The organism is Carnobacterium iners (genome assembly GCF_900177385.1).
Lineage (GTDB): Bacteria > Bacillota > Bacilli > Lactobacillales > Carnobacteriaceae > Carnobacterium_A > Carnobacterium_A iners.
Window position 1 is genome coordinate 325518 of the sequence record NZ_FXBJ01000002.1, and the last position, 19948, is coordinate 345465.

General features: G+C 32.9%; 18 protein-coding genes and 3 pseudogenes. 5 read left to right on the forward strand and 16 right to left on the reverse strand.

Annotated elements, in window-relative coordinates:
- Nucleotides 1-158: 158 nt before the first annotated feature.
- The 6 genes from B9Y54_RS12990 to pepF all read right to left on the reverse strand — a co-directional run bounded on the left by B9Y54_RS12990 (nt 159) and on the right by pepF (nt 4665).
- Nucleotides 159-764 (reverse strand): beta-galactosidase trimerization domain-containing protein, encoded by a 606-nt coding sequence (locus tag B9Y54_RS12990; protein ID WP_276526129.1) that lies wholly within the window; start codon nt 762-764, stop codon nt 159-161.
- A 48-nt stretch (nt 765-812) separates the two neighbouring features.
- Nucleotides 813-1016, reverse strand: coding sequence for a hypothetical protein (locus B9Y54_RS12995; protein WP_276526128.1), 204 nt, complete (start codon nt 1014-1016; stop codon nt 813-815).
- A 343-nt stretch (nt 1017-1359) separates the two neighbouring features.
- The gene (locus tag B9Y54_RS13000; RefSeq protein WP_276526130.1) at nt 1360-1434 is read right to left on the reverse strand and encodes a hypothetical protein; all 75 of its coding nucleotides are present in this window, start codon (nt 1432-1434) and stop codon (nt 1360-1362) included.
- Between the two features lie 113 nt (nt 1435-1547).
- Entirely contained in the window at nt 1548-1694 is a 147-nt protein-coding gene (locus B9Y54_RS13005; RefSeq protein WP_276526127.1) for a beta-galactosidase, read from the reverse strand.
- 369 nt (nt 1695-2063) lie between these two features.
- Nucleotides 2064-2747, reverse strand: a complete 684-nt coding sequence (locus tag B9Y54_RS01725; RefSeq protein ID WP_085558705.1) for a CAP domain-containing protein — start codon at nt 2745-2747, stop codon at nt 2064-2066.
- A gap of 106 nt (nt 2748-2853) precedes the next feature.
- The gene (gene pepF / locus B9Y54_RS01730; RefSeq protein WP_085558706.1) at nt 2854-4665 is read right to left on the reverse strand and encodes an oligoendopeptidase F; all 1812 of its coding nucleotides are present in this window, start codon (nt 4663-4665) and stop codon (nt 2854-2856) included.
- Nucleotides 4666-4836: 171 nt separating this feature from the next.
- On the opposite strand from pepF, the pseudogene B9Y54_RS12635 reads away from it, so the two are divergent.
- Both B9Y54_RS12635 and B9Y54_RS01745 read left to right on the forward strand, forming a co-directional pair.
- A pseudogene (locus B9Y54_RS12635) lies at nt 4837-5046 on the forward strand (transposase); the annotation flags it as partial.
- Nucleotides 5047-5376: 330 nt separating this feature from the next.
- Nucleotides 5377-5667: a hypothetical protein gene (locus B9Y54_RS01745; protein ID WP_085558708.1), complete on the forward strand. Its 291-nt coding sequence runs from the start codon at nt 5377-5379 to the stop codon at nt 5665-5667.
- An 89-nt stretch (nt 5668-5756) separates the two neighbouring features.
- On the opposite strand, the gene B9Y54_RS01750 is transcribed toward B9Y54_RS01745, so the two are convergent.
- The 5 genes and pseudogenes from B9Y54_RS01750 to B9Y54_RS01775 all read right to left on the reverse strand — a co-directional run bounded on the left by B9Y54_RS01750 (nt 5757) and on the right by B9Y54_RS01775 (nt 11215).
- On the reverse strand, nt 5757-6455 hold the full coding sequence (locus B9Y54_RS01750; protein ID WP_085558709.1) for a bacteriorhodopsin: 699 nt from the start codon (nt 6453-6455) through the stop codon (nt 5757-5759).
- 642 nt (nt 6456-7097) lie between these two features.
- Nucleotides 7098-7259 (reverse strand): annotated as a pseudogene (locus B9Y54_RS13110) (transposase); the annotation flags it as partial.
- A gap of 271 nt (nt 7260-7530) precedes the next feature.
- Nucleotides 7531-7845 carry a hypothetical protein gene (locus B9Y54_RS01760; protein WP_085558711.1) on the reverse strand — a complete coding sequence of 105 codons (315 nt, stop codon included), beginning with the start codon at nt 7843-7845 and terminating at the stop codon, nt 7531-7533.
- Between the two features lie 340 nt (nt 7846-8185).
- Nucleotides 8186-9571: pseudogene (locus B9Y54_RS12640) on the reverse strand (ISLre2 family transposase).
- Nucleotides 9572-9805: 234 nt separating this feature from the next.
- Nucleotides 9806-11215 (reverse strand): ISLre2 family transposase, encoded by a 1410-nt coding sequence (locus tag B9Y54_RS01775; protein ID WP_085558714.1) that lies wholly within the window; start codon nt 11213-11215, stop codon nt 9806-9808.
- Nucleotides 11216-11511: 296 nt separating this feature from the next.
- On the opposite strand from B9Y54_RS01775, the gene B9Y54_RS01780 reads away from it, so the two are divergent.
- Nucleotides 11512-11838, forward strand: coding sequence for a hypothetical protein (locus B9Y54_RS01780; RefSeq protein ID WP_085558715.1), 327 nt, complete (start codon nt 11512-11514; stop codon nt 11836-11838).
- 591 nt (nt 11839-12429) lie between these two features.
- On the opposite strand, the gene B9Y54_RS01785 is transcribed toward B9Y54_RS01780, so the two are convergent.
- From B9Y54_RS01785 to B9Y54_RS01800, 4 genes are all read right to left on the reverse strand, one after another.
- Nucleotides 12430-13272: a DUF368 domain-containing protein gene (locus B9Y54_RS01785; RefSeq protein WP_085558716.1), complete on the reverse strand. Its 843-nt coding sequence runs from the start codon at nt 13270-13272 to the stop codon at nt 12430-12432.
- A gap of 694 nt (nt 13273-13966) precedes the next feature.
- Nucleotides 13967-14176, reverse strand: coding sequence for a hypothetical protein (locus B9Y54_RS01790; protein WP_085558717.1), 210 nt, complete (start codon nt 14174-14176; stop codon nt 13967-13969).
- 69 nt (nt 14177-14245) lie between these two features.
- Nucleotides 14246-15964, reverse strand: a complete 1719-nt coding sequence (locus B9Y54_RS01795) for a hypothetical protein (protein WP_085558718.1) — start codon at nt 15962-15964, stop codon at nt 14246-14248.
- 113 nt (nt 15965-16077) lie between these two features.
- The gene (locus B9Y54_RS01800; protein ID WP_085558719.1) at nt 16078-17031 is read right to left on the reverse strand and encodes a glycosyltransferase family 2 protein; all 954 of its coding nucleotides are present in this window, start codon (nt 17029-17031) and stop codon (nt 16078-16080) included.
- Nucleotides 17032-17418: 387 nt separating this feature from the next.
- On the opposite strand from B9Y54_RS01800, the gene B9Y54_RS01805 reads away from it, so the two are divergent.
- The gene (locus tag B9Y54_RS01805; protein WP_085558720.1) at nt 17419-17991 is read left to right on the forward strand and encodes a PepSY domain-containing protein; all 573 of its coding nucleotides are present in this window, start codon (nt 17419-17421) and stop codon (nt 17989-17991) included.
- A 473-nt stretch (nt 17992-18464) separates the two neighbouring features.
- Nucleotides 18465-18674 carry a hypothetical protein gene (locus B9Y54_RS01810; RefSeq protein ID WP_085558721.1) on the forward strand — a complete coding sequence of 70 codons (210 nt, stop codon included), beginning with the start codon at nt 18465-18467 and terminating at the stop codon, nt 18672-18674.
- A gap of 612 nt (nt 18675-19286) precedes the next feature.
- Here the strand turns inward: B9Y54_RS01810 and B9Y54_RS01815 are convergent.
- Nucleotides 19287-19526 (reverse strand): hypothetical protein, encoded by a 240-nt coding sequence (locus B9Y54_RS01815; RefSeq protein WP_085558722.1) that lies wholly within the window; start codon nt 19524-19526, stop codon nt 19287-19289.
- Nucleotides 19527-19948 lie beyond the last annotated feature (422 nt).

Below are 19948 nucleotides of genomic sequence, written 5' to 3' on the forward strand. Positions count from 1 at the left end.
AAAATAAATCAAGTAAATTTTAGTAAAATTATAAAAAAAGGCCATCCTAACTTTAATCTACTTGAAAATAAGTCCTATTTTTTAATTAATTTTATATTTTAAAGCAGCTGTTACTACTTCTACAGTATACTTTTCTAGCGTCACTTCTCCAGCTAATTCTACTTTATTGAGCGTATCCCAAACAGATTGATCAAAGCAAACACTTGATTTTCTTCCGTAAAGTTCATCACAAAAAAACTATCTTCTGTTTCAGACTGTCTGGCTTGGACAGAAACACCTTTTTCATGCTGAACAGATATGACCGGCGCTAGTCTCAGTTCTTTTATTATTTCTCCATAAAAATCACTATGGAAAGATTGTTCTAATCTACCACGAATAAAATAGGTTTTACCTTTTTCAAAAGAATGACTTGTAATAGCCGGTGTATGAGCATAGAAGTCTTCTCGGTATTCGTCTCTAAACTCTGCTTGCTTTACTTCTAATAGAGACGTGTGTTCTTTCTCACCATAACGCACTTTATTGCGATTAAATGGGTAAAGCGTATCTGCTTCTACCAAATTTATTCCAAAGATATCTTGTAAATCTTGTGGCCAACCACCTAAGTTCGCTAGATTATGCTCATCCACTATTCCTGTCATATAAGTACAAACTACCGGTCCACCATTTGCTACAAATTCTTTTAAACATGAAATAATCTCTAGACTTAACAAAAACATCATCGGTATAGCCAATAGCTTATAAGAAGAAAAGTCTTGATCTTTCATCATCACATCGACTGGAATATCTTTTTCCCAGAAAGTGCGGTAATATTCTTATACCCTTTGAATGTAGCGTTTTGTTTCTAATCCGTAGCTCCATGCATCATTTAGGTCCCGATTATTTTCCCAGTCATATAAAATGGCTACATCTGCTGATCTAATTGTTCCTGCAACAGCTGAAAGGCTCTCTAATATTTCCCCGACTTCTGCTACATCTTTAAAGACTCGATTTTCTGGGCTGTTGTCATGGTATGCCATTGCATCATGGAATTCTTCAAAAGAGCCACGGGATTTACGCCATTGAAAAGCACCTAATATCTAATCCTTGATAAGGAATAAGATCATCTGTATCTACCGTAAAATTAGTAGTAATCGGTATCTTAGGCGTTCGTTATCGTAAAGAAACCAGTTCGATTTGGTAAAAATCAATTATTTGATTGGTAACAAACCTACGCTAATCTAGGTTCAATCCATGAACCGCATCTTCTCCTATTGGGAATGGCAATTGAATTTGTGACCAACTGTTTAAAGTATGACTTCAAAAAGGACTTCACCGAGCTTCATTCAAGGTCGTTAAATCATTGTTATAGGTTTCTTTTAACTAGTCTTTGAATGCTGCTTGACACAAATCACAATGGTACTCCCCACTATATTCATTAGAAACATGCCACCTCAATAAGGCTAGATGATTGCCATAACGCTCTGCTAATAACCGATTAATGTGTTATGTTTTTTCTAGATAAACGGATGAACTAAAGCAATGATTGTGACGCGCACCTTGAAGGTGTTTTAATCGCAGCTCATTAGTACACAATACTTCCGCATGTTTTGGGACAACCAAGCAGGCCTTGCTCCACTTAGAGTTGCTAAGATAACATTGCCACTATTTTGGTGAATGGTTTCAAATATGTTATTTAACCAGTCAGATATGTACACACTTTCTTCAGATTCCAACGCACTCTAAGTAAAGATACCGACAGTCTTCATATGCGCAAATCCCGTTAATTTTAAGTCCTCTGCTAAAATAGCGGGTCGATTTAACCATTAATCAGGATTGTAGTCTCCACCATGTAACAGAGTTCTAGCTATCGTCACTTGTTTTTTTCACGACTTTTTATATTGATTTACTCCTTTTCTATGTATACTTATCTTTTATCTTTTTTAAAATCGCTTACTACGCGAAATATACCACAATCTATTCGTCTAGTGAAATTCAACTCTCTTTTTAAGTAAAAAAATTTACTAAATAAAAAAACTTGCTTATATCTCTATTTTCATAGGAATATAAACAAGTTAAAATGAGTTTTAATTCGCCATAGGTGTGCCAAAAAGTTGAACGGCGTAAATATTTTCTCCATCAAAAGAAACGCCAATACCCACTTCTTTAAAGTCTTTATGAATCATATTTTCATAATGTCCTGGGCTATCTACCCAACCATCAGACAATAACTCCGCCATTCCTGTTTCATCTAGATAATTTGTAGCCATTCCTAGATTTTCACCAGCTAGTTGATAAACATACTGATATTCTGCTTCTTCAAGAATAGTAAACGTATCCCTACCATCTGGTCTAGTATGGGAAAAAGATTCTTCTGTTTCTTTAGCCCGTTTTCGAGCTGCTTTTTTTAATTGAGCATTTGGTGTTAATTCAGGTAAGTTTTTTTCACAACGAACTTGATTTAATAAGTCAAAAATACTATCTTCTAGCAGTTGATAATCAATTGTAGCTGTTTTTTCGTTAATCTCCACTTCTGGTTCAGCTACGGCTACCGATTCTTGTAATTGACTTTCAGGAGTCGGGTTCACTTTTTTTAAAGAACCTTCCCCTTCTATAATGGATTTGTTTGATTCAGGATTAGGAATTTTTTCTACAGTATCAGAAAGGGTATCTCCGACCCAAGTGCCTTGTAATACATCTGTCTTACCTAACCAAAAACCTATTATCAATGCTACGATTATTAATAGTATAGAAGAAAAAAACCGTTTCATACGCCATCCCCTCTCAATTTAAATCAGTTTAACAAGTTTTGTTAAGAAATAAAAGAGGTTTATCCACTTTTTTATAGTTTCTCTCTAATCACACTAGTCGTTTTATTTAACGTTTAATTTCTTTACTTAAAGCGATAATTCTATCTACTGAACTAGCTAAATAGTTGATCGTATCATCTAATGGTTTTGTTGTTGTAATATCTACTCCTGCGACTAAAGCTGCTTTTGCAGGTTCGTATTGATCGCCTAGTGCTAAAAATTCTAGCCACTCTCGAATAGCCGGCTGTCCTTCTTTTTTAATCCGCAAGAAAGCTTGTGTTGCAATCGTTAATCCTGCTGAATACGTATAAGAATAAAGTCCCATGTAATAATGACTTTGACGCATCCAGGTTAGTTCCGCACCAGGATTTATTTCAACGGCATCGCCCCAGAATTTAGTTAAGACAGCTTTTTTAATCTCGCTCAGTTTAGCTGCATCAAAACTTTTCCCAGCATCCACTAATTGATAAACGTCTCTTTGGTAAGCTGCTTCCAATAAATGCGTAATAAAGTTGTGGAAATACGTATTTGTCAGCATATTTGTTAAAGCAAACCGTTCTTTTCGGGCATCTGTACTTTTTCGTTTTAATAAATCAGTTAATAACAATTCGTTGAAGGTAGATGGTGCTTCAATTAAGTAGAGCGATGGCTCTTCACCTAAAATAGAGTTGGCACCTGCAGATAATATTGCTTGTCCGGCATGACCAAATTCATGAATCAAAGTATACACATCAGACAGTTGATTTGTCCAAGACATTAGAACATAAGGATGCTTACCATAGGGATTGGTGCAAAAACCACCTGTTGATTTCCCTTTGTTTTGAACAAAATCTACCCAACGTTCTGGGTAAGATTTTAAAATAAGGTCTACATAATCTTGACCCAAAACACTTAAGGCTTCGGCGACTAATTCTTTAGACTCTTCAACGGTTACATTTAGCGAATACGTTGAATCTAAGTCTATTTTCAGATCAGCATACGTCATTTTATCTAGCTTATTTTCTTCTTTAACATGTGTAATGTATTTTTGCATAATCGGAGCCAGATTATTCATGATGGTATCGATTTGACGATTATACAACCCACGGTCTACTTCTTGATCAAATAACAAGTAATCAAAAATTGAATCAAAACCTCGCATTGTAGCTAATGTTTTTTCTTTTTGTACTTGTGTGTAATACGTTTCTGCCACTACATTTTGATAATCTGCTAAAACGACTGAAAACTTATCAAAAGCTGCACGGCGAATAGCTGTATCACCATGATACATGTAGTATTCTTCATAGGAAACAAAACTTAGTGGATACTCTTTACCGTCAACAGTAAAACTACCAAAGTCCATGTCTGCTAAGCGAGCCTGTTCATAAATAGACTCAGGCGCGTTTAATACTGGGCCTAATTGGGCTAGTGCTTTTTCTACTGAGGGATCTAATTGAATACTCTTTTTTTCTTTAATGTGTCGAATATAGGCAGCAAAGGATGGTTCTACTTGTACAACTTGCTGGAGAATGTCTGAATCATTTGCGATTAGTTCAGAATCAAAGAATGATAATTTAGTATCTATCTCTGCTAACAAGTTATTCACAAAACGAGAAAGCTCTGTATTAGCTGGATTTGTAATATCTGCTGCTTCTGGTAAAAAAGCATAATGATTGATTAAAGAAGCTGATTGCATAATTTTTTCGTAATCTTTTAAACCTAATCCAATAATCGCAGCATTAACCAATTGCTCCTCATAATCGCTACAAAATTTATCTGTTGCTGCTTTCATTTCTTCGATAGCCTTATAAAAATCTTCGGTTGTTTCGTAAAGAGCGGTTAAGTCCCATGTTAATTCTTCAAGAACATCTGCTCGATTTTTTAATTTTTCTTGTCCCATTCTTAATCGCTCCTTTTTATTTTTTTCATTATTGTTCCTATTTATTTTGTACTATTTTCTGCTTAAGTATACCATTAAAATAAAAAATACTAAAAATAGACTAGGGTGTGTTTGAAAACTGACTACTAACCTAATTTCTAGTATAATAAAAGAAAAACAGGAGTGAACATCATGAGTATCGAATGGTATAAATTAACTGATGAGCAATGGAATCAAATGAAAAATCTCTTTCCACCGTATCGCACTGGTAGACCGCCAAAAAACAATCGCATCATGTTCAATGCTATTTTATGAATCGCTAGAAGTGGCGCCGCATGGCGCGACCTACCTAAAGAACGTTATGGATCATGGGATACCGTTTACTGTCGGTTTTGCTTATGGCGCGATACGGATTGAAACTAGTTGCTAAAAAGAGGAGCAGTCGACCTAGCTGAAAATATCCTCTACACTCTTTTATACGTAAGATAGATAAAGTGAGAATACTTATAGGCATCAAACTAGAATCTAAAGTAATGATTCATTATTATAAATTAGCGACATGGACTTTGCTTTCACTCTAATCCTTAATTTCCAAAAATTTAACTAAAGAAGCTATTAGTTTCTAGTAGAACAGAAAAAATAACTTCTCTATTTCTTTCTGTTAGGCATACTTAATCTATTGAGAGTATTAAAAATCTAGTCTGTAAAATTAAAAAGGAGGAATCTGATATTTTGAGTATTAAAAAAAATTATTTCGTCCTAGCTACCCTAAATTTTTTATTTTGGGGAACGTACTTTATTTATCTAACTGTTCCTATCTATTTTGGGTATTATCCAATTGGAATTGCTCAACTTATTTTATTACTTATTGCTTTATTCTTTTTAGTACTCCATACAAAGGACTTTATTTTTATTGCTTATAAAAAAATTAAATTATCTTCTATTTTATTACTTATAGCCTATATTCCTTCTATCCTTTTTATGGTTTATGCCGTTTTTGTCTGGTACGCTTTTATGCCATAAAAAATACACCCTAAATAGTCAGATTTTTTCTCTAACTTTTAGGGTGCAATACAGGATGGGTTCTTTAACTCTTTTTCAGTATTTTATACTTATTTTTGTTTACTACTTTTCTGCTCAAGACTTCGTAGGCCTTTGAGATCTAAGACACTAAAACCTACTTTAGAAAAAATAGGTAGAAGGATGAAAGCTATAATATCAAAAGATTCTGATACTATCCCTAGACCAGAGGGACCTAATAGCCAAACTGTCGGATAGCCAATCCAAAAAAGAGACAGATACAATGCTGTATTTTTATAATGACTATGAAGCTTTGAGTCACTTTCTTTTGCAATATTCATCAACGGTACCCAAACAATATAAAAAATGATGATTAGAGCAACTACTCCAATAGAATACCAGATATATTTCGCAGCGTTCTCTGAAAAACTTGCTATCAATCCAGAAACAATCATGATTACATCTAAAAATACGAGAGATAAAATCATAGAAATATTCTTTTTAGTATAGTACATTGCTGTAAGCGCCAACGCTACAAGCAATAGCGGTGTTGTAAATACCCAGTCTAAGTATCTTGCAAAGTAGACTGTTCTTTCAGACGTTTCTAAAAATCCTTGTCCTATAGCAATAGAAAAATAGGCTAGTGCTGACCATACTGGTATGAAAATTGCAATCATGTATTCATATTTTGGAACACCTTTAGGATTTCTACTTTGATTATAAAAGTAAAGAGCCCCTACGAGCATTACCAAGACATAAAACCAATGGATTTGTATAATAAAATCATTCATGAAATCACCCTCTCTTTAAATTGAGTAGCGCTTACAAAAATTAACGGTTTTTTATACATTTTGGCAAGCCAATTTTGGTGAGCGAATCTAGAAATGAGTTTGTGTCAGAATTTCTTTTACTTAACTCATTATAATTTATTTTAAAATCAATATCAAAAATAAGGTCCTGCTATCCTAAAAAAAAATTGCTGTTTTATAAATATTTTTATCGAAATATATATATTTTTTGAATCATCTGCTTTACTGTGGCTATCTATTTAATCGTTAGATCCTTTCATTCAAACCACCTTGATAATATTGAAGAATCTTTATAAGCAAATAATATTTAACTTTGACGATTGAAAGAATTATAGCTTAAATCTAAATAATTCACCTTTTTTGTTATATTGGCAACTAGCTGGCTATTTTTTAGTCATTCTAAAAAATAAGATTGCTCTAATTATTTATCCTGTTATTCTCTCATGTGAATTCGGTTGCAATTAAATATACAAGAAAGCTAGCCGATTTAAAAATAAAGAGGGGAAACGATATGAAGAAGGATCCTGTGATCTACCATGAAGTCCGTAATGATGAAGAATTATTGGAGACCTTATGCAAGAGAGAATTCTATATTCTTATCAGTGATACTTATATTTGCTCACATTATTCTCTACTTAGTTTATAGTTGATTTCGTTATGTAAAGTTAAAGAAAATAAACTCGTAAATTTTGCACGTTCAACTAAGTCACGATCTGAAAGATTATAGATAGACTTCAATAAAAGATACTTGAATGATTGGATAGGGTCTATTGCCTTGCGACCATTATCTAAGTAATATCTTCACGCTAATTCTTCATGAACAAACTAAAATCAACCAATTCATTCATTTCTCGTAAAAATGATCCTTAAGGCTCAACTGATCATATAAACTCAAATACGGACTGACAATAAGTGATTTTTGAAAGTTAAGCATATCCGTTCCTCGATGGCTTTATTTTCTTTATTATATCCACTTTTTCAGCAGCCTCCTAAGAACAGCGGTTACTTTCCTAAATAAAGGTTTTTTATATCTTAAAAAACTATTTTTATCTCAGTTTTATAAATATTTTTTTCGTCTTTTTCCAGCTGCGAAAAAAACTTTTTCTTCTTCTCTTTTTCCAATAGCAACAATCTCGGTAATTTCTATCTGTTGATCTTTTGTCGGTTTAAAAATGAAACAAATCCCTAATTTTTGATTTTTTAGTTCTTTAAAGTCAGCTAATTTTGAATAAGTGGTATTTCCAAGATCTTTTCCAATTTCAGATTCTCTAGTTCTTAACCGTTCTTCAGCAGTATTTACCCGTTGTTTTAATGTCCCGTCCAACTTTTTGCAGTCTTTTTCTGCTTCTTTCCAAAAGAATACCTTAGCCATTAATAAAACAAATCTTCATCAGACAAAGCAGAAAATGGGTTGTGTTCGTTGGTTCGAGGATGACATGAGCAGGGATTAAATTACCTGGTCCTGCAGAGACCCGATTATTTATCATTTTCTACTATCCGTGTGTTTATTTACAAGAATATAGGCATTTGGGTTTGTGTCAAGTTTTTCTCGGTCGTCGATAGTGTCAACTTATTGTTGGAAAAAAATAATGATACCTGGTTAAAGTAGTTTACTCCGTTTATGCAATGCCTACCGCACTTCGTTTGCTTCATCTGATAAATAAATAAAAGAAAATTTCTTTTACTTATTTATCAGATCCATTTGAAAACCTTTATTTTCCTCGTAAACCTTTTAATATAATACTTAATGGTGTTTTTTTACTTTGCGTCAATGCAGGAAGATTACCAGATACACTTTGGAATTGTTGGCCATATTTTCGATTGACTCGTTTATCTAATTTTTCAATCGTTGTTCGATGAGTATAATCTTTTCTTTCCTTTTCTAGACCCTCTTTTATATCGCCTCCATTAAGCGTATAAGCTCTTAGCTTGGCAATGTGTTCCGCGCCTGTTAGGCTCCAACCTAAGGGCCTAGAACTTAATCGTGCAGATAGAACATGGCTCACGTGACCTTCGGCACTGCATCCAAAATAATCTGGATTCTTTCGATTTTGAATAGCCGTCCAGTGTCTAAAAATATACCTTTTAGACTCTAATAAAGCCATCCTTTCAGAATCGTTTAACTCATCATCTAATCGTGTTTGATAAAATAAGTGAAGGAGATCTTTTTGACCTTTTACTATCCATCCGTAGAGGATGGAAAACCACTCTTGGTGACCCACGCAGGCTTTTTTAATGTACTTTATTAAATGGAAACTATCTAGGATAAATGTACTATTTGGAATGATTTTAGCTCCTGCTTTAATCCAGGGAGCGCCATCTCCAGAAAGATAAATGTGTTTTACTTTCTCTAAATCATACGCTTCATCAAGATAGTCTAACACTGAGAACCATCATTCTTCATTATTTGGGTAAAGCCCAGTAAAGTAACGTTTCCCTTCCAATTCTATTCGCTTAGCTGTACCAACCACTTGTTTGCGACCTTCATAAACATACACAAGTTTCATAAACCGATTTTTACCATCTTGATAGGCAACGTGGTCTTCATCTGCTTCAATATATAAAACATCCACTATTTTTTTCTGTGAAAGAATAGCGACCTCAGTAGGTTCTAATAGATGTTTATGAACGACGTTCATGACGGATGTGCGGCTACGAATAGAAATAGTCTTAAAACTATCGATTGTTTTTTGATAGGATAAATCTTTCACTCTTTCTAAAATCTCAGCTTCTAATCCTAAGTCCATACGACTATGAGGAGCTAAGTCTAAATGATCGTCTACTAGATAGGTAAACTGACCACTTTGCTTATTTTTATAGTACGTCCGTTTTAGGACGACGTCTCCCATAGTAGTAGAAAGTCTTTTCTCATCATTCTTCCGTTGAACATGCCAGGCTTTTTTTCTTCCTGGATAGTATTTTAGAGAATCATCTAAGTTTTCAATGAAGTCTTCTACTAAAGCAATACCAATTTGATTCATCGATTCTTGGACGTCAGAAATAAGATTATGGAAAACCAATTCTTTCTTTTGTGTTAAATCTAAATTTTTTACCATTGTTTCACTGATTTTTTCAACTGCATACTGTATAATGTCCATTAAGGAACAACTCCTGTTCTATGTTTTTAGTGGTAAAAACAGTTTAACACAGGAGTTGTTTCTTTTTTTTAGTTTCCAACAATTATTTTACACTAACTCGGTCGTCCTATTACTAGGCTAGTTTGGCGTTCTACTTTTGTACACCTATCTGCTACCGCACGGCTTTGCCGTTTGCTGGCCCATCTGTTTGGAGAACGTTCCAAAAAAATGGAACCTTCCCCAAACAGACAGGAATTATCGAAAACTTTTAATTAACTGCCCCATTGCTGAAGAATGAGGGGCATACAACGGAATCGTTCCTTTCTTTGCCCCAACTGACTGACGCGTCTTTTGATGCATTAAAGACGATACACGAACGGTTTGTTTCACCTTACGTTGTTGTCTTGTACTTCTAGTTTGCTGGTGAAGATATGCTTCACGTAACGTTTGATTTAAGATCCCTTGTTTCACTTTCACCATGGCTTCACAACCGACTTCGCTCCAATGCATTCCACGTTTTTTCATCCGATAAGAAATATGGCGTTGATTCGATTCCATTGCGCCTAAACCTCTGGCATCCTTCGGTACTTGTTCTACTTTTTCTCGCCAATCAAAAATCCGATCCCAATTTCTTAAAAGATAAGTTCGAAAACTAGTCAGTTTTTCTACTGCTTGTGTTTCTTCTAAGGTACTTTCATAAGTGTCCAACCAGATCGTTAGGGCCTCTAAATCATGTTTTTTAAGCGCTTGATGAATGTTCTGTTTAAAGAGATTACTTTGTACACCAAAAGCACGGTTCAGGCCTTGAAAGATGTGATAAGCGTCTAATTGATTCAACACGGGATAATTCGACTGCGAAAAAGTTTCTTGGAATTTATCTGCGGTATAGCCTGGTCCACCATCGCTATTGGTAATGATTTGAGCGTGTTGTAACGCGTAATGAGTCGCCGTAAAAGCCTGTACTTCTGCCCAAAAACCAGCCGTCTTTTTAGTCGTCATAATGGCTTTAGGCTCCTTCAAGGAGACTCTCTTTCCATTTTTCTGCCAGCCTTCATAAACAAGTGCATGATGAACCTCTAAACTTTTTTTCTTTGTTGTCCCACGGACAAATACACCATCTGCTTCGGCATAGAAATAATCGACTTTTTTTCCTTCTGGTAACGCTGCTGACTCTTCTAGCTCAATCACCATTTCTTCGTCTTCACGCGCTTGTGCTTCTCCCACTCGTTTAAGGAGGCTGCCTACTGTTTGATGGCTCATCGCTACTGCTGTCCATTCTTTCAGTGTTTCAGCGGTGTCCCGATAGGTACACTTACTGGCTAACTCTGCTACTTTGACTTCTACGAGCGGACTATGACGTTGGTATTTTCGAATCCCCAACCACTCATCTAATGGATAATGATTTTGATTCTCTTGATCTGCCATTAAAGTACGACGGTAACGGACAGGCCCAAAAATAAATTGGACTGTTTTCCAATCTTCTCGCTTTACTTTCCATCCTTCTTGTTGCTTTTGTTCCTTAATCGTTTGGTTTATGTGTATAAATATATCTCCTAATAATTCCGTAAATACTTCATACATATAAAGCTGAATAGATTCTTCTGTAGCAATTAAATCGCTTGATTCCTTTATTATTTCGTATAATTTTGATATAATGTTATCCATAAGAAGGCCTCTTCCATTTATGTATTTGCCGCGTAAGCATACATTTATGATAGAACGCCTTCTTTATTTTTGTTAGTAAAAAGATAATATCCTCTCGAGAACTATTTTACACGTACGGCATTTGGAAGCGTACTTATACAGCACTTTCAAGCCTTGAAATTCCTTATATTTCATTTCCTTTTATTAAACAAAATGAAATAATGAATTTAAACAATAATATCAGGTGTTTTATTCGTGTTTTTATTTGTTTTCTGTTATTTTTAATAGAGAAATAATAAAAAGGAGATGTGTCGTTTATGGAAAGAAGCTCACGCAATTTATTAGTCGGTTTAGGTGCTGCAGTAGTAGTTGGATCTGTTGTTTTATCTATATCAAATAAAGCTATGGCTAAAATAGAAGTATCTGCTAATCGTCAAAAAGCGAAGAATTTTGTTAAAGATAGATTAAAAGGCAATAAAAAAGCTTTAGATGTTGTAGAAAAGCTATCTGATGAACAGATAACAAACTTATCAAAAGTTGTTGATAAAGTTAGTGATTTAAAAGGACGAGTTGGACCTCATACGAGTCACTTAAAAAAGGTAACAAACAAGTTCAAAGATAAAGTAAAAGGAAAAAAACGTTAATTAAAATAAGCAGTCTGACATACAGCGCTTTGAGTTTACTTTTTGGAGTACGTTCTAGAATGGAGATTTAGATATGCGAAAGAGGTCGGGATAAAAAGTCCCAGCCTCTTATTTTAATATGACATTATTTCTTATGTAACTTTCAACTTTTATTAGTTGCAATAATTATTAATAGTTCGTTTCAAATACATGAAATTGGATAGAATCGCATATCGTGGACCTTGATTTATCGAGGTTCTTTTTAGTCTTAAAATTTCAGTAATGTATAAACCACTATACTTTACATCGTAAAATATGGTCTATTCGAGGCTAAAACAGTCTGTCCTCTCTGCTCCTTTTTTCGCCTTTGGGCTGAAAAGGTTCGTCGTGAACAGGCACGAAAAACGTCGGAATCCCTGCCTCTTTTTTTCGGGCAAAAAAACTCCTTTGCCTTTTTGGCAGGGGACTTTCCTTAAAATAGAGAAAAAAAGCAAGGTGCCTATCCAAAAGATTGTGTTGTGAGGCTACTAGGCGGCGATTTAAAATTCGAAGAAACTCAAAAACATTTAAATTAAAAGGAGACCCCGTCTTTTGAAGGGCTCTCCTTTTAATTTAATTTTCAGGTTTATATTTTAACTCCAACTTGCTCATCCACAATCCTAATATCAACCCTACGAAAAAAAGCATGATTGAAAAAAAAAATTCAATAGCAGATAACGCTGCGAATGCTTGCTGAGAAGGAAGTATGATAAGCGTAGAAGCGATAACAACACCTAATATAAAGTGGAATATTATTGCGTAATACAAATTCATCAAATAATTAACCAATTTTGATAAGGATATAATACATAACAGTCCACCGATTGCTACTGGGATAAGAATCGAAAAATCCAGCCTGCTGATTCCTTTAGTTAAAGGTTCATACAAGTTCATATAGATAAGAAAGTTAGAAGAACTTAAACCAGGTATAATGAGTCCCGAAGCGAAAATAACTCCAACTATAACCCACGTGAGCGGGGTTTTAGAAACTTCGACGTCAAGGAACAGGTTTGCCGAGACCAATAAAAAGAAGAACACGGTTGCGGTAAAAATGGTTATAAGTAAGTGTTTACCACTACGCCCGTATTTTCCGGCTTGTCGGTACAATAAAGGGACTGTACCAAAAATACACCCCATAAAAAAAAGTAAAATATAAACGGGATGAGTTCTAAGTAAGGATTCAATAGGATAGGCGAGGACAAATACGCCAAATATTCCTCCCAAACCAACAGGCAATAAGTATACTATTTTATTTCTAAATTCTTTTCTGAAGTTTGATAGGAAGCTTATAATCTCCTCATAGATCCCAAAAATCGCTGCTAATGCACCTCCACTAACCCCAGGCAATATTGCTCCGGATCCAATAAAGATTCCTTTAACAAATCTTATAATCCAGTTTACTAATACATTATTCAAATCAGTTACCTCCGTTTTGTTTCAATACTAAATAATATAGTACCGCCATTATATAATCAAGATAAAGTTCATATAATTATCTGAAAAAAATCATATTGAAAATAAAAAGTTAAAAAAGAGTATAAAGATCCCTTGGTCAAATAGATATGTATCTATTTCTATCTTTTAACATTTCTAATCGTACCCAATACCTGAAATGTCATAAAATCGTATGTCTAGAATGTTATTGGATCGAGCTTATCTTTGCTACAATAAAGATAGCAAACTTTATAGAATTTCTCATATTTTTGTATATAAATTACAATGAATCGAGGTCATTTTCATGTTAGAGTTGTTTTTTTTACATTAGGGATACTTAGTTCAGTTTTTTGTGTTATTGCTTTTAATAATTTGCAAAAATTAGATAAAAAAGATGAAAAAAATTAATTACGCAATAGATACATGAAATGACACAAAATTGTGTGTCAGGAACCTTGATTTAAAGATATTCTTTTTTTCTCTAGGATTTCAGTGAAATGTGGTTTCTACGAGACTAAAAACAGTCGGTTCTCTTGCGCCTTTTTTCGCCTTTAGGCTGAAAAGGTTCGTCGTAAACAGGCACGAAAAACGTCGGAATCCCTGCTTCTTCTTTTCGAGCAAAACAAAAAAATTCCCTTTTTGGCAGGGGACTTTCTTAGAACAAAATAGTTACTTTTTATTTTTTTAAAGAAGGCTTTTTAAAGAAGGTTCTATAAATGGCTAATCTAATTATTAGTACAAAAACAGTATCAAAAATAAAATCATGAACTGCAGGAGGGATATCAAATAAAAGTTTAACAACAAAAATTACAATGACTGCTGTAAGAGCTCCAAGAATCGGACGAGAAATTAATTTAGGTATTTTATTATCGCTATAATTTTTCATGATGTCCTCCATTTTCTCTGATTTTTAAATAAACCCAAAATCGAATAAGAAATGAATCTAATAAATTGATTAACATTTATTAATTTTTTTAACCAGGTTCAAAATTTTATAGACCGCATAGGATACCCAAGTAATTACTGTAATAAGTAATATACTTGAAAAATATTTTGTTTTCCCATAAGAAATGGTCATAACGTTTCTACCCTTTTCATCTTTTACTATAGGAGTTCCAATAGAAGTTAACTGCATATCATTTGCAGTTAACTTCTTGGTATTATAAAAAATATTTGTATTTTGATAGACAATTATAGGAATATTACGCTCTTCTAAAGATTCACCTTCCCAGCTGATGATTATGGAATTTTTTTCTATATTTTTTTTATATTTTTTATTTTCATCAAGAATATATTTTTCATATTCAACATATTTATTTGAATCATCGTGAAAATAAATGGGTAGATAGTCAGGTGTGGATTTCTGAACAAGCTCAAGACTTAAAGATTTATCTCTATTAAAAAAAGACTGTTTCAGTAAATCTGGACTATCAGTAAACAAAAACTGGTGCCTAGAAGCTAAGACAGGTTCATTTGATTTCCATCTAAAGGATACAAAAATAGTCATAAGTAATACTTGAATCAATGACAAAACGAGTATTGATTTAAGCCAAGTTTTTTTCTCAGAAGATAAAAAGGAGGTATTTAAATTTTTTGCAAAAGATAGTAACAATAGTACCGTAAATGGAACAAAAAACCGAAAAGGAAATTGAATGAAATCAACACCCAATAAACGGTTTGTTGATAAAAACTTCCATGGTATTGCATTAGTTGTGAGCAAGAAGAATAAGAAAATCAAAAAAGACGTTGCTTTATCAAATACATCATACGATTTCCACATTTTATTGTCATAACAGACTTTTAACACAATAATTAAAAACAAAGGAAAAGGACTAAATAACCAATGATAACTATTTGCCGTTATTGTATTTAGGTAAATTGTTTTATTAATAAATGGTGGATTGAGAGTATTTCCTTCGTGAATAGTTAATATGCTATACCAAATATTTAAAGTAAGAAGTAAATAAAATAGAACAGCACAAAAAAGAGAAAATAAAAGTTTTATTTTGTTTATATTCTTTTTAAAAAATAAAACCACAAAGTAAGCAAAGTAAATCAAGACAACAACTAGCGCAGTAAATAGGTGTATTTGTGTCATCAAAGCAACAAAAAATCCAACTTCAAGAAAATTAAATGTATTATTTTTTTTGAACTGAATAATTGGTAATAGACAAAGTGGAAGAAAAGCAGCGCCCCAACCTGAAAATCCTTGTCTAATAATCCAGTATTGAACAGAAAACGTGGTCATGAATAAGATACTACTAAATAAGCTAATCTCTTTTTTAATAGAACTTATTCTTAGAAATAAGTACATACTTAAGCCCGCAACTAAGTATAAAATGAAATTCGATAATACTTGGTATGCAAACCATGAGGGGCTGATCAAAACGAGTAAACCTTGAAAATAAGCCATCATAGGGCCGTAAAGAGCATTTACAATTCTACCAGATTGCTGAAAGCCATACATGTGAATAAAATATTGGAAATTTCCATTTCTTATTTGAGAAGCCGTGTCATAAAATCTATTAAAATGAAATATTGAATCAGATCCAATAATCATAGTTTCCATAATTACTTGTGGTGCTATCAGTAAAGTAGCAATTATAATTATGATTCCCACATTTATTGGAAACGTATATTTATTTTTTTCTGGGCTAATTTTAATTACCTCCAAATAGCGATATTAAAAACGAACTATTTTTTACTTGCTTCCCTTAGATAGAGTATATAAATTACTGTAAATATATGTGCAAAACATGCTTACTTTTAGAAATAAAGAATAGCCCACTAATTACTTGGGTCGTTTTCTTCTTTAATAATAAAAAGAGGTCTTTTCTTTGTTTCTAGAAACATTTTCCCAAGGTATTTCCCTAAAATGCCCAAACAAAACAATTGAATTCCTCCAATTGTTAGTATTAAACAGACCAGTGAAGGCCACCCCGAAGTAGGGTCTTTAAAAATGATTGTTCGAATAATAATAAAAAGAGCAAATACAAGCGAAAAGAGAAACGATGAAAACCCAACAAAACTTGCTATAGACAATGGAATACCTGAATACGCTACAATTCCATCAATAGAGTATTTGAACAATTGCCAAAAAGACCAAGATATTTGACCGGCAGCACGTTCTATATTTTCGTATTCTAAATAGTAGGTATTAAAACCAACCCAACTAAAAATTCCCTTTGAAAAACGGTTATATTCTGTAACCGAGAGGATAGCGTCAACCATTTGACGCGTCATCATTTGGAAATCCCTTGCCCCATCGACTATTTCTGTATCTGATATACGATTAATTAGTCTATAAAATTGTCGTACAAATAAAGATCGTATATATAGCTCACCTTCACGTGAGCTTCTGCGTGTAGCTACGCAGTCAATTTCTTCGTTAGTATTTTGTAAGGTATCTAGCATTTTGGGCAGCAAACTAGGAGGACCTTGTAAATCCGCGTCCATTACAGCTATATACTTACCTTTTGCATGTTGTAATCCAGCATAAAGAGCAGCTTCCTTACCAAAGTTTCGTGAAAATGATATGTAATTCACTGTATTGGGATAGGTGTTAGAAAGATTTCTCAGAATAGTGAGTGTTTTATCTTTCAAACTATCATTAACAAAAATATACTCAATAGATACTGAAGTTAGCTGCTCACATTCTTTTTGTGCTGTTTCAAAAAAAATAGGTAAAACTCCTTCCTCATTGTAGCAAGGTACGATGATAGATAATAAATTATTTTTCAAATTTTTTACACTCTTTTATTAATTATTTAAGCAATGCATACCATCTCACATACTATTCTTTTTAACTGCTCATTTATACCTTATCCTAAAAAAACGTAAAACTCAATTATTCTAATATCCACACTACAAACAGATTGTTTTGAATAATCACAAATAAACGCTATACTTACCCGTCCATTATTATTTGATCTATGAATTTCTATAAAATCGTGTATATGACCCCTTATTCAGTCAAGGTTCTTTTTTATCATTTTATTCCTTCTTTTTTAGTGAATAGATCATTTTTTTAACTATTTCTAAAATAATCCGTCTTAAAAAAAGATGAAATTATATTAAGTTTTCGGTTAATTTGTTATTATAGAAACATAATAAGGAGGAGGTTATACTATGTTAACAAAAATAAGCTTAATCAGTGGGAGTGTTGTAATGCTTTTAGCTGCATGTGGCGGCACAGAAGCACCCACGAATAATTCGATAATGACGGAATCAGATAATTCTAATTCTATATCAAAAAACTTTGAGGGGGAAAGTTTTTCAATAACGTACGAACAAGCAGTTGCTGATTTCCAAGGCGCGTATCCAAATGCAGCTATTTCTTCAATTGATTTTGATAAGGATTTTGGCAACTACACATATGAAATCAGCGGTTTCAATGATACTCAAGAAATCGACTGGGAAGTAAATGCTGAAAACGGAGAAGAAACAAAAAATAATACAGAAAAGAAAGACTTAGATTATGATGACCAAGAATTGATGGTGGATGAGTTAATGGTTATAGATGAATTGATTGACAAATCTAAGAAAGAAGCTCCAAATGCTGCTCTCGTTTCTTGGAATCTAGAAGCAGATGAGGAGACAAATACGCCCTTATTTACAGGAGAATTTAAAGAAGGAAATAACGAAGTAAATATCCATTTGAATGCTGAAACTGGTGAGTTTTTATCTGTTGAAAATGATTGAATAATTCAAATTGTAGGCCTTTTACTTTAGGTTTTGCAGTTTTTTTACTAGGTTCGATAAATGAAAATAGTTTAGTCAATCTTTCCTGAATAACTCAGCATTAATTGGTTTTTTAAGTTCAAAAGAAGTCGCTTCGTTAACAGCAAAGAAACAAGGAAACGCAAGTCATAACCGTAAAGGGGCTTAAAAGGCTTGTTTCGTTAAGAATGAAAGAAGTAAAGATCTTACTTCGTTCGTACAGAGCAAGCCCTACATATCCAAGTCCGTTTTAAATAGGGAAAACAAGCTCTTTTAACCAGTTTAAGTCTCGACACGCAACTACAGGTCTGCTCTGATTAGAACGTTAAAAACGGCTTAAATGGACGAATAAGGAATGTTTAAACAAAAGAATGACTCTGTTTTTTAATTAGGCTATTCTAACGTTAGTTTGAAGAACGAAAGACTAGCTAACTAAACATAAAAGGAGTGAGTAGATGTTTTTCCCTACAAATGTGGTTGTTGCCTTAATAGCCGCTCTTATTTATATTTTTATAGCGTTTAAGATACCTGGTAAATATAAAACTGTTTTTCGTTTCTATTCGATTTTTATTCAGGTTCTCTTTATTATTTTTTTAATTGTTATGCCTTTATTTATGATCACTGCACAAGCACGTCCTATTTTTCTGTTCTTTCATGCGGACTAGATATTTTTTACTTTTTATTATCTTTTCCGCTACTCAGTTTAGTGGTTTATTACACAAGCAAATGGTTCATGAATGTAGAAGGTTTTCCAAAAATCGTGAAATACTTCGTCCTTTTAATTATTCTTATTTTTTTAATCGCACTAACACTAATGGGGTACGTTTTATTTATTTTTACTCACTATGGATTCGCTCCGTAAGTTAAAATCCATTTAAAATTTAATTATTTTTTTAGTTTATCTTTTCTTTTTCTTTCAAAATAAATTGAAACACTGTTTATTAAAATAGAGTCATTGGACTCTTTAAGCTGTAAAAGTATGAGTACATTTTTTATTTTTGATACGTGATCCTAATTTTAAAATAGAAAGCTATGTTAGGCAGGCAACGGGGTATGTGACTACTTACCCCGAAACGTTGTTTTGACGGGATAGGAAGTTTTCTATAACCCTACTCCCTTTTCAAATTTATTTTTTCAAAATAAGTTAGAAAAAGGAGTGTCGCCTTGCTCGATTTTTTAAAAGCAAACCAAAATAAAGAGATAAAACTCTCTGCTTTACATCTTTTATTTTGGTTTTATTATTAATTTTTACTTTTATTTTTTTTGATTTGTTTATATTAACTTTTTTTTTCAACTTTTTCTACAACTCTATGTTTTTTAATTATATATTTTATCTCATTATCTGAAAGTGAATCTAGATCATACAGTTCAATTTTTTCTATAAGATGATCTAAAAATATTGGAATGGTATCTATTGTTTCATAATCAAAAATAACTAATATTTCTTTAATTTCGGATATTAATGTTTTTAAATGATTTGCCTTCTCGTAACTCTTGTATTTCCTAAGGCTTTTCATTTCTTCTTCTAATATTTTTATAAGTAATTTTAATGCTTCACGTAGCTCAAACTCTTCGCGAGCTTTTACTTTATCCTTATCTCTTTTTATTTCAGCTAAGATATTTAATATGTTTGTAACAATAACCGAGATAGATACAGTCTAGACAAATAAGGCTATAAAAGATAAAAGTAAATATACGCTTACTGGCGGCTGGAAGTAATGTAAATATGTATGTATGCTAGTAGCAAACAAGATGAAAAGAGCTGCCGTAAGAACAGATTTTCTATATTTAACCCAATTTTTGTCTTTAAGTAGACACTCTTAAAAAAATTTGGATTAAAAATAACGAATTTTTTTAATTTATAGTTTCTCCTTACAATAATTAATTATAGTTTTAAATACATATAATCGTGTATCACGAACCTTTATTTATTTTAGGA